Origin of the sequence: Variovorax ureilyticus, assembly GCF_037889935.1 — a bacterium.
Classification (GTDB): Bacteria; Pseudomonadota; Gammaproteobacteria; order Burkholderiales; family Burkholderiaceae_C; genus Variovorax; species Variovorax ureilyticus.
This window is the reverse complement of the sequence record NZ_JBBKZU010000010.1, coordinates 207,377-222,463: the sequence shown is the minus strand read 5'-3', so window position 1 is coordinate 222,463 and position 15,087 is coordinate 207,377. Positions and strand designations below refer to the sequence as shown.

General features: G+C 66.5%; 13 protein-coding genes. 11 read left to right on the top strand and 2 right to left on the bottom strand.

Annotated elements, in window-relative coordinates; all coding sequences use genetic code 11:
• Window position 1 precedes the first annotated feature (1 nt).
• The 4 genes from WKW77_RS22685 (at window position 2) to WKW77_RS22670 (ending at window position 4,718) form a co-directional block, all read left to right on the top strand.
• Window positions 2–1,594, top strand: a complete 1,593-nt coding sequence (locus WKW77_RS22685; protein ID WP_340359132.1) for an ABC transporter substrate-binding protein — start codon at window positions 2–4, stop codon at window positions 1,592–1,594.
• Window positions 1,595–1,757: 163 nt separating this feature from the next.
• Window positions 1,758–2,669: an ABC transporter permease gene (locus WKW77_RS22680; RefSeq protein ID WP_340359131.1), complete on the top strand. Its 912-nt coding sequence runs from the start codon at window positions 1,758–1,760 to the stop codon at window positions 2,667–2,669.
• A gap of 16 nt (window positions 2,670–2,685) precedes the next feature.
• A complete protein-coding gene (locus WKW77_RS22675) occupies window positions 2,686–3,669 on the top strand; it encodes an ABC transporter ATP-binding protein (RefSeq protein ID WP_340359130.1) in 984 nt (327 codons plus the stop codon).
• Window positions 3,666–4,718, top strand: coding sequence for an ABC transporter ATP-binding protein (locus WKW77_RS22670; RefSeq protein WP_340359129.1), 1,053 nt, complete (start codon window positions 3,666–3,668; stop codon window positions 4,716–4,718). The genes WKW77_RS22675 and WKW77_RS22670 overlap by 4 nt, the downstream gene beginning before the upstream one ends.
• Window positions 4,719–4,826: 108 nt before the next feature.
• On the opposite strand, the gene zwf is transcribed toward WKW77_RS22670, so the two are convergent.
• Entirely contained in the window at window positions 4,827–6,296 is a 1,470-nt protein-coding gene (gene zwf, locus WKW77_RS22665; RefSeq protein ID WP_340359128.1) for a glucose-6-phosphate dehydrogenase, read from the bottom strand.
• A 138-nt stretch (window positions 6,297–6,434) separates the two neighbouring features.
• Here zwf and WKW77_RS22660 point away from each other — a divergent pair, with 138 nt between their 5' ends.
• Genes WKW77_RS22660 through WKW77_RS22645 form a run of 4 tightly spaced genes read left to right on the top strand, consistent with a single transcriptional unit; the run spans window position 6,435 to window position 11,412 of the window.
• On the top strand, window positions 6,435–7,466 hold the full coding sequence (locus WKW77_RS22660; protein WP_422823246.1) for an ABC transporter substrate-binding protein: 1,032 nt from the start codon (window positions 6,435–6,437) through the stop codon (window positions 7,464–7,466).
• Between the two features lie 43 nt (window positions 7,467–7,509).
• On the top strand, window positions 7,510–9,693 hold the full coding sequence (locus WKW77_RS22655) for an ABC transporter permease (protein ID WP_340359203.1): 2,184 nt from the start codon (window positions 7,510–7,512) through the stop codon (window positions 9,691–9,693).
• A 13-nt stretch (window positions 9,694–9,706) separates the two neighbouring features.
• Window positions 9,707–10,753 (top strand): ABC transporter ATP-binding protein, encoded by a 1,047-nt coding sequence (locus WKW77_RS22650; RefSeq protein ID WP_340359127.1) that lies wholly within the window; start codon window positions 9,707–9,709, stop codon window positions 10,751–10,753.
• Complete coding sequence (locus WKW77_RS22645; protein WP_340359126.1) at window positions 10,750–11,412, top strand: HAD family hydrolase; 663 nt, start codon at window positions 10,750–10,752, stop codon at window positions 11,410–11,412. Before WKW77_RS22650 ends, WKW77_RS22645 begins: the two co-directional genes overlap by 4 nt.
• On the opposite strand, the gene WKW77_RS22640 is transcribed toward WKW77_RS22645, so the two are convergent.
• Window positions 11,358–12,032, bottom strand: coding sequence for a lipocalin family protein (locus WKW77_RS22640; protein WP_340359125.1), 675 nt, complete (start codon window positions 12,030–12,032; stop codon window positions 11,358–11,360). The genes WKW77_RS22645 and WKW77_RS22640 overlap by 55 nt on opposite strands.
• A gap of 114 nt (window positions 12,033–12,146) precedes the next feature.
• Between WKW77_RS22640 and tal the strand changes: the two genes are divergently transcribed.
• The 3 genes from tal (at window position 12,147) to WKW77_RS22625 (ending at window position 15,085) form a co-directional block, all read left to right on the top strand.
• Window positions 12,147–13,094 carry a transaldolase gene (gene tal / locus WKW77_RS22635; protein WP_340359124.1) on the top strand — a complete coding sequence of 316 codons (948 nt, stop codon included), beginning with the start codon at window positions 12,147–12,149 and terminating at the stop codon, window positions 13,092–13,094.
• A gap of 2 nt (window positions 13,095–13,096) precedes the next feature.
• Window positions 13,097–14,653 (top strand): glucose-6-phosphate isomerase, encoded by a 1,557-nt coding sequence (gene pgi / locus WKW77_RS22630; RefSeq protein ID WP_340359123.1) that lies wholly within the window; start codon window positions 13,097–13,099, stop codon window positions 14,651–14,653.
• Between the two features lie 81 nt (window positions 14,654–14,734).
• Window positions 14,735–15,085 (top strand): DUF805 domain-containing protein, encoded by a 351-nt coding sequence (locus WKW77_RS22625; RefSeq protein ID WP_340359122.1) that lies wholly within the window; start codon window positions 14,735–14,737, stop codon window positions 15,083–15,085.
• The last annotated feature ends 2 nt before the right edge of the window (window positions 15,086–15,087 follow it).

Below are 15,087 nucleotides of genomic sequence, written 5' to 3'. Positions count from 1 at the left end.
CATGAGTCTGAAGAAAAACGTGATCGCCGCGGCGATCCTGTCGGTGCTGACGGCCACGAGCCTGGTGGCCGGCGCGCAAACCATTCGCATCGCGAACCAGGGGGACGCACTTTCGCTCGACCCGCACTCGCTCAACGAATCGCTGCAGCTGAGCGTGACGGCGAATGCCTACGAGCCGCTCGTGGGCCGCAACAAGGACCTGAGCCTCGCGCCGCTGCTTGCCACGAGCTGGAAGCAGACCTCGCCGAGCGTCTGGCGCTTCGAACTGCGCAAGGGCGTGACCTTCCATGACGGCACGCCGTTCACCGCCGACGACGTGGTTTTCAGCTTCGCTCGCGCGAAGGGCGATGGCTCCGACATGAAGGCCACGCTCAGCGATATCAAGGAAGTGCGCAAGGTCGGCGACCACGCGGTCGAGATCGAAACCAACGGCCCGTTCCCGATCCTCCCCGACGTGATCACGCTGACGATGATCATGAGCAAGAAGTGGTGCGAGGAGAACGGCGCTGCCAAGCCGGTCGACAAGCGCAAGGGCGTCGAGAACACCGCATCGTTCAAGGCCAACGGCACCGGTCCGTTCCGCGTGCGTGAGCGCCAGCCCGACGTGCGGACCGTGTTCACACGCAACCCGAGCTACTGGGGCAAGATCGAAGGCAACGCGCAGGAGATCGTCTTCACGCCGATCGCCAATCCCGCCACGCGCGTGGCCGCGCTGATCTCCGGCGAAGTCGACGTGATGGAGCCGGTGCCGGTGCAGGACATCGCGCGCATCAATTCGAGCCCGAACGCACGTGTCATCACCGGCCCCGAATTGCGCACCATCTTCCTGGGCATGGACCAGAAGCGCGACGAGCTGCTCTATTCGAACGTGAAGGGCAAGAATCCCTTCAAGGACAAGCGCGTGCGCCAGGCCTTCTACCAGGCGATCGACATCGCCGGCATCCAGCGCACCGTGATGCGCGGTGCGTCGCGGCCGACCGCGCTGATGGTCGGCCCCGGCATCAACGGGTGGAGCGCCGAGCAGGACAAGCGCCTGCCCTACGACATCGACGCCGCGAAGAAGCTGCTGGCCGACGCGGGCTACCCGAACGGCTTCGAGGTGTCGATGAACTGTCCGAACGATCGCTACGTGAACGATGCGCAAATCTGCCAGGGTGTTGCCGCGGGGCTGGCACGCATCGGCGTCAAGATCAACTTGGTGGCCGAGACGAAGGGCAGCTACTTCCCGAAGGTGCTGCGCCGCGACACCAGCTTCTACATGCTCGGCTGGACGCCGACCACCTACGACGCACACAACGCACTGAGTTCGCTGATGGCCTGCCCGGACGACAAGGGCACCGGCCAGTTCAACCTCGGTTCGTACTGCAACCCGAAGCTCGACGAGCTGACCCGGAAGATCCAGTCCGAGACCGACAAGGCCAAGCGCGACGAGATGATCGAGGAGGCCTTCAAGATCCACTCGGACGACATCGGCCACCTGCCGCTGCATCAGCAGTCGCTCGCATGGGGCGTGAGCAAGAAGGTGGAGCTCACGCAGCTCGCCGACAACTTCATGTTCTTCAAGTGGATGAGCATCAAGCCACAGCAGCCTTGAGCTCTCCCCCGGCTTGGGCTCATCCCCAGCCTCGCCCACTTCGTGTGGCTCTGACACCCCCTTGCAGGGGGCAATCCCGCGGCCCGGCAAAGCCGGTTCCGCGGGATTCCGGGATTTGGTTGCGCGGGTTCGTGGATCGCGTGAAGCGCGGCGGAAGACAACGATGAAACAGAGAATCGCCCGCTGGCTCGACAGCGACGTCGGATACAGCTTCCGCAACTCGCCCGTGGCGATGCTCGCGGCGGTGATCGCCTTCGTCTGCGTCTTCTGCGCGGTCTTTGCCAACTGGGTGTCGCCCCACGACCCCTTCAATCTCGCGGTGCTCGAACTGAGCGACGCACGGCTGCCGCCGGTATGGAGTGCCGAAGGCACGACCAAGTACCTGCTCGGCACCGACGATCAGGGCCGGGACATCCTTTCGGCACTGATGTACGGCGCGCGGATCTCGCTCGTGGTGGGGCTGGTGTCGGTGCTGCTCTCTGTTCTGGTGGGCGTGGTGCTCGGCCTATGCGCGGGTTTCTTCGGCGGCTGGCTCGATGCCTTCCTGATGCGGCTGTGCGACGTGATGCTTTCCTTTCCGCCGATCCTGATCGCGCTGCTGATCGCCGGCATCGGGCGCGCGCTCTTTCCGGACGCGCACGGATCGCTCGCCTTCGGCGTGCTGATCATCTCGATCTCGCTCGCGGGCTGGGTGCAGTACGCACGCACGGTGCGCGGATCCACGCTCGTCGAGCGCCACAAGGAATACGTGCAGGCCGCGCGCGTCACCGGCGTGCCGCCCGTGCGCATCATGCTGCGGCACGTGCTGCCCAACGTGATGGGGCCGGTGATGGTGCTGGCGACGATCCACGTCGCCACCGCGATCATCACGGAGGCCACCTTGTCCTTCCTCGGCGTTGGCGTGCCGCCGACTTCGCCTTCGCTGGGGACGCTGATCAACACCGGGCGTGACTATCTCTTTTCCGGCGAATGGTGGATCACGGTATTCCCGGGCCTCATGCTGGTGCTGATCGCACTCAGCGTGAACCTCTTGGGCGACTGGCTGCGCGACGCGCTCAATCCTCGTCTGCGCTGAGCCTGGAGCCGACCGAATGAGCCTCCTTCAAGTCAGCAATCTGGTCGTCGAGTTCCCGCACCGGCACGGCACACTGCGTGCGCTCGACGACATCTCCTTCGACATCGCGCCCGGCGAAATCCTCGGCGTGGTCGGCGAGTCCGGTGCGGGCAAGTCGCTCACCGGCGCAGCCATCATCGGTCTGCTGGAGCCGCCGGGCCGTGTGGCTGGCGGCGAGATCCGCCTCGAAGGCCAGCGCATCGACAACCTCGGCCACGAGGCGATGCGGCACATTCGCGGCCGCAAGATCGGTGCGATCTTCCAGGATCCGCTGACCTCGCTCAATCCGCTCTACACGATCGGGCGGCAGCTCGTCGAGACCATCCGCACGCACTTGCCGGTCAACGAGCGGGAAGCGCGCCGGCGCGCCATCGCACTGCTGGAAGACACCGGCATTCCCGGCGCCGCGCAGCGCATCGATCACTATCCGCACCAGTTCTCCGGCGGCATGCGGCAGCGCGTCGTGATCGCGCTGGCGCTCGCGGCAGAGCCCAAGCTGATCGTGGCCGATGAGCCGACCACCGCGCTGGACGTCTCGATCCAGGCGCAGATCATCCAGTTGCTCAAGGGCATCTGCAAGGAGCGCGGCGCGGCCGTGATGCTGATCACGCACGACATGGGCGTGATCGCCGAGACCTGCGACCGGGTGGCCGTGATGTATGCCGGCCGCATCGCGGAGATCGGGCCGGTGCAGGAGGTGATCCACCAGCCGGCGCATCCCTACACTTCGGGCCTCATGGCGTCGATCCCCGACATGACGGTGGACCGCGAACGCCTCAACCAGATCGACGGTGCCATGCCGCGGCTCAATGCGATTCCTAGCGGGTGTGCGTTCAATCCGCGTTGCCCGCGTGTCTTCGACCGTTGCAGGATCGATCGCCCGGACCTGATGAACGCGGGTGCCACGCGGGCTGCCTGCTGGTTGCACGAAGCTGCGCCGGCCTACGGAGAAGTTGCATGAGCGCCGCCCGGCCGTCCGAAGGCGCTCGCAGCGCAGTGCGAAGCACGGAGGTTTCGGCGAATGCATTGGTGCAGGCCAACGACCTGGCCAAGAATTTCGACGTCTCGCCGCCCTGGCTCAACCGGGTGCTGGAGCGCAAGCCGCGCGTGCTGCTGCGCGCGGTCGATGGCGTGAGTTTCTCGATCGAGCGCGGCAAGACGATGGCGCTGGTCGGCGAATCCGGCTGCGGCAAGAGCACCGTGGCCAGATTGCTCGTGGGCCTCTACGAGCCCTCGCGCGGCGGCATGCATTTCGACGGGCAGGACGTGCATGCGGCATACAGGAGCCCCGGAGGGCGTGTGCTGCGGCGGCGCATACAGATGATCTTCCAGGACCCCTACGCGAGCCTCAATCCGCGCTGGACCGTCGAGGCAATCATCGGCGAGCCCTTGCGCGAGCACGAGATCCTGAAGGAAGGCCCGGAACTCGAGGCGCGCGTGGGCGAACTGCTCAAGTCCGTGGGCCTGAGCCCGGCCGACATGGTGAAGTACCCGCACCAGTTCTCCGGCGGTCAGCGCCAGCGCATCTCGATCGCGCGGGCGCTGGCGACGCAGCCTGAATTCCTCGTGTGCGACGAGCCGACCTCCGCGCTCGACGTGAGCGTGCAGGCGCAGGTGCTCAACATCATGAAGGACCTGCAGCGCCAGCAGGGCCTGACCTATCTCTTCATCTCTCACAACCTCGCGGTGGTGCGTCATGTGGCGGACCAGGTGGGCGTGATGTATCTCGGCCGGCTGGTCGAGCTGGCCGACAAGCAGAGGCTGTTCGAGTCCCCGCAGCACCCGTACACGCGCATGCTGCTCGATGCGATTCCGCAGATGAAGCATGTCGGCCGCTCGCGCACGCCGGTGCAGGGCGAGGTGCCCAACCCGCTCAATCCACCCACCGGTTGCGCCTTCCATCCGCGCTGCCCGCTCGCCAACGAGCGCTGCAAGACCGAACGGCCGCAGTTGCAATCGCTGCGCGGCGTGCAGGTGGCCTGCCATGCGGTGGAAGAGGGAAGAGCCTAGCGCGAGCTCTTATGCTGGAGCCGCCGCGGAACCGGCTTTGCCGGGCCGCTGGCGGCGCCCCCTTTCAGGGGGTTGGCGAAGCGACACGAAGTGCGCGCAGCCTGGGGGTCATTGCTCTTCCCCCCAGGCGTAGCCGTCGCGGGCGATCATTGCGCTCGATGCGCTCGGGCCCCAGGTGCCTGCGGCGTAGGGTCGCGGCGCGCCGTCCGAATTCCAGCTCTCGATCAGCGGCTCGACCCAGCGCCAGGCTTCTTCCTGCTCGTCGCTGCGAACGAAGAGGTTCAAGCGTCCGTCGATCACGTCGAGCAGCAGGCGTTCGTACGCGCCCACACGTTCCGAGCCGAAGCGCTTGTCGAAGTCGAGATCGAGCTGCACCGGTGCGAGCTGCGGCCCTGCGTGCCGGTTGCCGTTGCGCTGCCGGTTGTCCTGCGCCTGCGCGAGCATGTGCAGCTCGAGCCCGTCCTTGGGCTGCAGGTTGATGACCAGCTTGTTCACCGAGTTCGTCGGCGCGCGGAAGATCGCATGCGGCGTCTGCCGGAAGCTGACCTCGATGCGCGCATCGCGGGACGCGAGCCGCTTGCCGGTGCGGATATAGAGCGGCACACCGGCCCAGCGCCAGTTGGCGATCTCGGTGCGCAGTGCGACGAAGGTTTCGGTGCGGCTGTCCAGGTCGACACCGGGCTCGTCGCGATAGCCCTGCACCCGCTCGCCGTATGCGGTGCCTGGGGTGTACTGCCCGCGGATCGCATGCATTCCGATCGACTCCGCGGTCCAGGGCTTGAGGGCGCGCAGCACCTTGAGCTTCTCGTCGCGGATCGCGTCGGCGTGCGCGTTGATCGGCGGCTCCATGCCGACCGCGCAGACCAGTTGCAGCGCGTGGTTCTGCACCATGTCGCGCAGTGCGCCGGTCTGGTCGTAGAAGGCGCCGCGCTTCTCGACGCCGAGGTCTTCCGCGATCGTGATCTGGATGTTGGCGATGTGCTCGCGGCGCCAGATCGGCTCGAACAGCGCATTGCCGAAGCGCATCGCGAACAGGTTCTGTACCGAAGGCTTGCCGAGATAATGGTCGATGCGGAACACCTGGTGCTCGGCGAGGACCTTGCGCACCGCGCTGTTGATGGCGCGGTTGGATGCGAGGTCGTGGCCCAGCGGCTTTTCGAGCACCACCCGCGTCTGCTCGCCGTTGAGGCCGGCCGCCGCGATCTGTTCGACCACCTGCGTGAAGAGCGCGGGCGCGGTCGCAAGGTACATCACGACCACATTGGCGTTGCGTCCCTTCAACACCTCGGCGAGCTTCTGGTAGTCCGCCGCTTGCGAAAGATCCATGCGCAGGTAATAGAGCAGCGACGCGAACTTCTTGAACTCTTCGGGCGAGGGTCGCTTGGCGCCTTCGACCGCGTTGAAGCGGTCCTGAATCAACTTGCGGTAGGCGTCATCGTCCAGCTCGTCGCGCGCGATGCCGATGATGCGGCCGCCCTCGGGCAATGTGCCGTGCCGGAATGCCTGGAACAGCGCCGGCATCAACTTGCGCCATGCGAGGTCGCCGGTGCCGCCAAAAAGTACGAGATCGAAACTCATGGATACATCCCCAGGGTTGCGAAGGCGCGAGCATGAAGCTTGCCAGCGAATGGTACTTGTACCGATCCGGCCATTGATGACTCCGCGATAAGCTGAAGACGGCCCGCGGGGGCCGTTTTTGTTTTCGACGAGGACCCCATGAAAAACAAGCTCGTGCAAACCTTGCAAATGGCAACTGCAGCGGCATTGATCGGCGCGTCGACGGGCGCATCGGCGCAGACCGTCAACGTGATCTGCTCGGTGCAGGCCGAATGGTGCAACATGATCGCGACCGTCTATGCGCGCACCACCGGCGTCAAGCTCAACATGTCGCTCAAGGGCTCGGGCGAAGCGCTCGCGCAGCTCATTGCGGAGAAGGACAACCCCAAGACCGACGTGTGGTTCGGCGGCACCGGCGATCCGCATCTGCAGGCGGCCGAGATGGGCCTCACGCTCGAATACAAGTCGCCCACGCTGCCGCAGCTCTATCCATGGGCGCAGCAGCAGGCGCAGCAGTCGGGCTATCGGACGATCGGCATCTACTCGGGCCCGCTGGGCTTCGGCTACAACACCGAGCTGATCCAGAAGAAGAAGCTGCCGGTGCCGCACAGTTGGGCCGACCTGCTCAAGCCCGAATACAAAGGCGACATCCAGGTGGCCAATCCGGCGTCGAGCGGCACGGCCTACACCATGATCGCCACCCTGGTGCAATTGATGGGCGAGGACAAGGCCTTCGAATACCTCAAGGGCCTGCATCGCAACGTGGGCCAGTACACGCGCTCGGGCACCGGGCCGATCAAGGCGGTGGCGCGCGGCGAGACGGCGGTGTCGATCAGCTTCATCCACGACGCGCCGCAGGAGAGGATGCAGGGCTTCCCGGTCGAGACCACGACGCCCTCCGAGGGCACCGGCGCGGAGATCGGCTCGATGAGCATCGTGAAGGGCGCGCGCAATCTCGAACAGGCGAAGAAGTTCTACGAATGGGCGCTCACGCCGCAGGCCCAGACGTTCGGCGCGGCGGCCAAGCAGTACCAGCTGCCTTCGAACAAGGCGACGCCGGTCGACCCCAACGTGCCCGACTTCAAGAAGATCAAGATGATCAACTACGACTATGCGAAGTACGGTGCAAGCGCCGAGCGCAAGCGGCTGATCGCGCGCTGGGAAAAGGACGTCAACTCGCTGCCGCGCTAGCGTGTCGCCCACCTCGCCAGGGCGGCGCAGCCCGAATCGATCGATCTGGACCTGCATCGTCGCGGGCCTCGTCGGTTATCTCGCGTTGCCCTGGTATGCGATCCAGGACACCGCGTGGTACGAGGTGATCCCGCAGGTGTTCGGCGAAGGCGAGGCCGCCAATGGCGTGATGCAGGCGGCTTTCCAGGGACGCAGCTGGCTCTTCATCGGGCTCATCGGATGGGCCTTTTGCCTGCTCGGAGCGCTGCTCGGCGCCGGGCGCGCACAGGGGCGGCTGCTGTTCATCGGCGGCGCTGTGGGGAGCATCGGGCTTGCGTTGAGCGGCTTCCTGATTGGCGCGAAGGGCTGGTCGCTCGCGATCCTCGACACGCAGCTCGGCGAGCTCTCGGTCAACCAGTTCGGGATGGGCGCGGGCGGGTTCGTGGCGTTCTCCGCGCTGGTGCTGCTCGCGGCGTTCGGGATCGCCCGCCTGGGATTCTTCAAGGGCGATCTGTTCGTCGCGGGCGCGGTGATCGCGTCCGGTGTGCTGATGGCGGTGTTCATTGCCTACCCGGTGAGCAAGGCGCTGGCCGGGGCCTTTCTCGACGAGGACGGGCGCTGGTCGTCCGCCGCATTCCTGGCGCGCATCGCGACCGAGCGCGTGTGGGGACTGGGCTGCCTTTCGGGCGGCGTTCGCTGCGGCGTCGCATGGAACACGCTGGTGCTCGCGTTGCTCACCGCAGCGGGCACGACCTTTCTCGGCACGCTGATGGCGCTGATGGCCGAACGTGGCAGCCGGCGCTGGCAGGCGCCTTTGCGCGCGCTCGCGCTGCTGCCGATCATCACGCCGCCGTTCGTGGTCGGCCTGGGCCTGATCCTGCTGTTCGGCCGTGCGGGCGTGGTCAACCAGCTGCTCGAAAGCGCCTTCGGCATCGAGCCCACGCGCTGGTTCTACGGCATGCCGGGCGTGCTGGTCGCGCAGCTCTTCGCCTTCACGCCGATCGCTTTCATGATCATGCGCGGCGTGGTGCAGGGTGTGGCCCCGAGTCTCGAAGAAGCCGCGCTGATGCTGCGCGCGGACCGTCGCCGCGCCTTCTTCACGATCACGCTGCCGCTCATCAAGCCGGGGCTCGCGAATGCGTTCCTCGTCGGCTTCATCGAAAGCATCGCAGACTTCGGCAACCCGATCGTCGTCGGCGGGCAGTTCTCGGTGCTGTCGACGGACATCTTCTTCGCGATCGTCGGTGCGCAGTACGACCAGGGGCGCGCCGCTTCGCTGGCATGGGTGCTGACGATCTTCGCGCTCGCCGTGTTCGCGCTCCAGCGCGGGCTGCTCGGCCGGCGCAGCTACACCACGGTGAGCGGCAAGGGCGATGCCGGCATCGCGATGCCGCTGCCGGACGGCGTGCGGCGCGTGATCCACTGCATCGCCTTGCCGTGGATCGTGTTCACGGTGGTGGTCTATCTCTTCGCCTTCGCGGGCGGCTTCGTGCAGACCTGGGGGCGCGACTACACCTTCACGCTCAATCACTTCAGGACTGCGTTCGCGCTCGAATGGGGCCAGTTCGGCGTCGTGTGGGCGGGCACCGCATGGAATTCGCTGATCACGACGGTGAGGCTCGCGGGCATTTCCGCGCCGCTCACCGCGGGGCTCGGCCTGCTGATCGCATGGCTGCTCGCGCGCAACGAGTTCCGGGGGCAGGGCGCGTTCGAGTTCGCGGCGCTGCTGGCCTTCGCGATACCGGGCACGGTGCTCGGCGTGAGCTACATCCTCGCCTTCAACGTGCCGCCGCTCGAACTCACGGGGACCGGGCTCATCATCGTGCTGTGCTTCCTGTTCCGGAACCTGCCGGTCGGCGTGCGCGCGGGAACCGCTGCGTTCAAGCAGATAGACCGATCGCTCGACGAGGCATCGATGATGCTGCGCGCATCGACTTCGCAGACGCTGTTCAAGGTCGTGCTGCCGCTCCTGAAGCCCGCACTGGCTGCGGCGCTGGTCTACAGCTTCGTGCGCGCGATGACGACGGTGAGCGCGGTGATCTTCCTGGTCACGGCCGAGAACGAGCTCGCCACCACCTACATCATCGGCCGCGTCGGCAACGGGGACTACGGGGTCGCGCTCGCGTATTGCACGGTGCTCATGGTCCTCATGGCGTTGGCGATCGGGCTCGTGCAACTGCTCGTCGGCGAGAGGAAGCTCGGCCGCCGCAAGGCCGACGCGCCGGCGCTCGTTCCGGTCGCGACCTGAAACGAAGGAAACCATGAGCAACGGCATCGAATTCCGCAACGTCACCAAGCGCTACGGCAAGGACGCGAACGCGCCACTCGCGGTCAAGGGGATCAGCTTCGAAGTGCCGGCCGGCACGCTGACCACGATCCTCGGTCCTTCGGGGTGCGGGAAGACCACCACGCTGCGGATGATCGCGGGGCTGGAGTCGCCGACATCCGGGTCGATCATCATGGGTGGACGCGACGTCACCGACCTCGCGCCTTCCGAGCGCAACGTCAGCATGATGTTCCAGAGCTACGCGCTCTTTCCGCACATGAACGTGATCGAGAACGTCAGCTATGGCCTGCGCATGAGCGGCGTGCGAAAGGACGAGGCGCGTGCGCGGGCACGCGATGCGCTGAAGGGCGTCGGGCTGGTCGACTTCGACGCGCGCCTGCCGAGCGAACTCTCCGGCGGCCAGCAGCAGCGCGTGGCGCTGGCGCGTGCGCTGGTGCTGGAGCCGGCGGTGCTGCTGTTCGACGAGCCCCTGTCCAACCTCGACGCACGCCTGCGCCGGGAGATGCGCGAAGAAATCCGCAATCTGCAACAGCGCCTGCAACTCACGGTGGCCTACGTCACGCACGACCAGAGCGAGGCCTTGGCGGTCAGCGACCAGATCATCGTGATGGACCATGGCGTGATCGCGCAGCGCGGCACGCCCGAGCAGCTCTACGGCAATCCGGAAAGCGAGTTCGTGGCGGGCTTCATGGGCGAGGCGATGGTGTTCCCGGCGCTCGCGCAGCCTGACGGGCGGGTGCAGATGGGACCGCTGACATTGACGCCGCGCCACGCGGTCGCGCCGGGCATCGTCAAGGTCGCGGTGCGGCCGGAAGCCTGGTACATCGGCGCGGCGGTGGGCTTGCCCGCGACGGTGCGCAAGGCGTCCTTCCTCGGCAACTTCTACGAGTATGCTTTCGACACCGCGCTCGGCTCGGTGTTCGTCGTGTCGACCGACCTCGTGCATCCCCTGACTGCCGGCGCGCAGACCCATCTGTCCCTGACCAACCACGGCGTCTCCATCGTGCCCGTTGCCCTATGAATGTCGTCTTCGATCTCGGTGCGGTGCTTCTGACCTGGGAGCCGGTGGCACTGGTGCAGACGCACTTCGCCGCGCACGCGCCCACGGCGGACGCGGCGCACGCATTGGCGACGCAGATGTTCCACCACGAGGACTGGCTCGGCTTCGACCGCGGCACGCACTCGCTGGACGACGCGATCGGCCGGATGGCGCTGCGGCTTTCGCTGCCGAGCGACCGGCTCGGCGAAGTGCTCGAGCCGATGGGCGAGAGGCTGGAGCCGATCGGTGTCGCGATGGACCTGCTCGAGAAGCTGCGTGATCGGCGCGATGCCGGTGAAGACCTGCGCCTCTACTACCTCTCGAACATGCCGGCGCCCTATGCGCGGGTGCTCGAATACCGCCATGCCTTCTTCGCGTGGTTCGACGGCGGCATCTTTTCCGGCGACGTGAAGATGATGAAGCCGCAGCGCGGCATCTACGACCTTCTTGCACAGCGATATGGCCTGCAAGCCTCGGAAACCGTCTTCATCGACGATTCCGCCGCCAACGTCGAAGCCGCGCGCGAGCTGGGCTGGAAGGCGATCCACTGCGAAAGGCCGAGCCAGCTGCCCGCGCAACTGGCGGCCTATTTGCCGGTCAGCACGACCTTGTCGACGTCGAAGCCCAGCGTGCGGGCGTAGTCGAGTTCCGCGTCGAGCGCTGCCACGTCGAGCACCGGCGCGCGCGACAGGACCCAGAGGTATCGGCGGTCGGGCGTGCCCACCAGCGCGACCTGGTAGTCGCGGTCGAGCTTCAGGACCCAATAGTCGCCCCATACGGCGGGGAGCCATGCGAGCCAGTCGGGCGCGAATCGCACCTCGAGCCGGCCTGCCCCCGGTTGGCCCGGCACGTTCACGACGCGGGCAACGCCGACCGACTCGTCGAATGTTCCATCGTTGGCGAGGCAGCGATTGCGCACCTGCACGTTGCCATCGTCCATCAAGGTGTATTCGGCGGTCACCTGGCCGATGCATTGACGCTCGAACCTGTTGGGCAGGCGCGCCTGTTCGTGCCACAGCCCGGCATAGCGCCTGAGATCGACCGGCGCGACCACCTGGAGCGGTGCACGCATCAGCGGTGCGCCATCCGCCGGACCGGCGATCGCGCCGTTGCGTGCAGCATTGCGCGCGGTCGAAAACGCCAGCAGCGTGAGCGCGCCCCCGACGCAAAAGGCGGTCGCCAGCGTCCCGATCGAGGCACTGACGGCGCGATCGTCGAATGGGGCTGCGGGCGGGGGTGCCCTGCGAGTGCGAAGACCCATGGAGTTCCTCCTGAGAGACGGTCGGTAGGGTCTCCAAGATTAGTGGCTCAGGGCGCGGCGGCGCGTCAGCCGGAGACCACACGAGCTGTAGTTTTGCGGCGGGATAATGGCCGGATGAACCAACTCGATACCCTCCGTCAATGGACCACCGTGGTAGCCGACACCGGTGATTTCCGCCAACTCGCCCAGTTCAAGCCGCGCGACGCGACGACCAACCCGTCGCTCATCCTGAAGGCGGTGCAGAAACCGGAGTACCGACCGCTGCTCGACGAAGCGGTCCGCCAGCACGACGGGAAGCCGATCGACGAGGTCATCGACCGCCTGCTGGTGCGCTTCGGCACCGAGATCCTCTCGATCATTCCCGGCCGCGTCTCCACCGAGGTGGATGCACGGCTGAGCTTCGACACCGAGGCCACCATCGCCCGTGCGGAGCGCATCGTGGCGCTGTACCGCGCCGAGGGCATCGACGTCGAGAAGCGCCTGCTGATCAAGATCGCCTCCACGTGGGAGGGCATCGAGGCGGCACGCCGGCTCGAGCAGAAGGGCATCCACTGCAACCTGACGCTGCTGTTCTCGTTCGCCCAGGCGGTGGCTTGCGGGGCGGCCGGGGTGCAGCTCATCTCGCCCTTCGTCGGCCGCATCTACGACTGGTACAAGAAGTCGGCCGGCAGCAGCTGGAACGAGGCGGAGAACGCCGGCGCCAACGACCCGGGAGTGAAGTCCGTTCGCGCGATCTTCGACTACTACAAGAAGCACGGCATCCGGACCGAGGTCATGGGCGCGAGCTTCCGCAACGTGGGGCAGATCGCGGCCCTCGCCGGCTGCGACCTGCTGACCATCAGCCCCGAACTGCTCGCGGAACTCGCCACCAGCGGATCGCCGCTCGCGCATGCCCTGGACGCGGAAGCCGCGAAGCGCCAGGACGTCCCGAAGGTCGTTCTCGACGAGCCGACATTCCGCTATGCGCTGAACGAGGACGCCATGGCCACCGAGAAGCTCGCCGAAGGCATTCGCGCCTTCGCCGCCGACGCGGTGAAGCTCGAGAAACTCATGGGAGCCTGACGATGCAACGCACCCGCGCAGACAGAACGGCCGCCTGGGCTTCGCTGCGGGCGCACTACGACGCAAGCGGCAAGGATTTCGATCTGCGCCGGGCCTTTGCGGAGGATCCGAAGCGTTTCGGCGCCCTCTGCCAGTCGGCGCCTCATGTCTTCGCGGACCTGTCGAAGAACCTGATCGATGCCCGCACCGAGGCGCTCCTCGTGGCGCTGGCGCGCGAAACGGGGCTGGAAGCGCATCGGGACGCGATGTTTGCGGGCGAGCACATCAACGCCACCGAGAACCGCGCGGTGCTTCATACGCTGCTGCGCACGCCTGCGGGTGCTGCGGTGGATGCGAGCCTGGCATCGGCATTCAACGATGTGCAGGCCACGTTGGCCGCGATGCTGGCCTTTGCCGAGGAAGTGCGCGCGGACCACACGATCACCGACGTGGTCAACATCGGCATCGGCGGATCCGATCTCGGGCCCCAGATGGCGGTGCTGGCGCTCGAGGCCGATGTCGCGCGGGGCAAGCGCTTCCACTTCGTCTCCAACGTCGACGGCCACGAGCTCGACGGCGTGCTGCGCGGCCTGGCGCCGGAGCACACGCTGTTCCTGATCGCCTCGAAGACCTTCACGACCGCCGAGACGATGGCGAACGCGCGTTCGGCCAAGCGCTGGTTCGAACAGTCGGGCAGCGTCGACATCGCGCGCCATTTCGCGGCGCTCACCACCAACGTCGAGGCTGCACGCGAGTTCGGCATCGAGACCACCTTCGGCTTCTGGGACTGGGTCGGCGGGCGCTATTCGCTCTGGTCATCCATCGGCCTGCCCATTGCGCTGGCGATCGGCGCGGAAGGGTTCAGGCGGCTGCTGGCCGGCGCCCGCGTCATGGACGAGCACTTCCTCACCGCGCCGCTCGAACAGAACCTGCCGGTGCGCCTCGGCCTGCTGGACGTCTGGTATCGCGACTTTCATCGCTTCACGAGCCGCTGCATCGCGCCGTATCACAGTTCGCTGCGGCGGCTGCCCGCCTATCTGCAGCAGCTCGAGATGGAGAGCAACGGCAAGCAGGTGGACATGGACGGCAAGCCGTTGCCGTTCGGCACGTCGCCGGTCCTGTGGGGCGAACCGGGCACCAATGGGCAGCATGCCTACTTCCAGATGCTGCACCAGGGCACGGACGTGATTCCGCTGGAGTTCATCGCGGTGCGCGATGCAGCCCATGACCTCGAAGGCCACCATCCCAAGCTGCTGGCGAATGCGCTCGCGCAGGCGCAGGCGCTGATGGTCGGGCAGGCGGATGCCGGCGGGCACAGGAACTTCCCGGGCAACCGGCCCAGCAGCTTCTTCGTGTTCGAGAAGCTGACGCCCGAATCGCTGGGCGCCTTCGTCGCGCTCTACGAGCACCGCGTGTTCACGAGCGGCTCCGTGTGGGGCATCAACAGCTTCGACCAGTGGGGCGTTGAGCTCGGCAAGGTGCTGGCCAGGGACATCGAGCCGAGGCTTGCGTCCGGCAATGCTGAGGGGCTGGACGCGTCCACTGCGGGGCTGCTCCAGAGGTTGCGACCGCGTGGTTGACGGTCGTCATCTTCGTTCGCAGCACTGCTCGATATGATGGCCGCGGGGTTGTCCCGTGGGAATCATCGAGAGGAGTTGCTCATGAACTTTCAACAGGCCGTTCAGACCTGCTTTCGCAAGTACGTCGACTTTTCCGGGCGCGCCTCGCGCCCCGAGTACTGGTGGTTCGTGCTGGCGTACGTGATCCTGTCGTTCGTCGCCCGCTTCATCAACGACTACCTCTACCTGATCGTGGTTCTCGCCTTCCTGCTGCCGCTGCTGGCGGCCGGCGCGCGGCGTCTGCACGACGTCGGCAAGACTGCGTGGCTGCTGCTGATCGGGCTGGTCCCCGTCGTCGGCGGGCTGGTGCTTCTCTATTTCACGGTGCAGCCGAGCCAGACCGAGTCCAACGCCTATGGGCCGCCGCCGCAGCCGCAACCGGCGGGCGTCTGAAC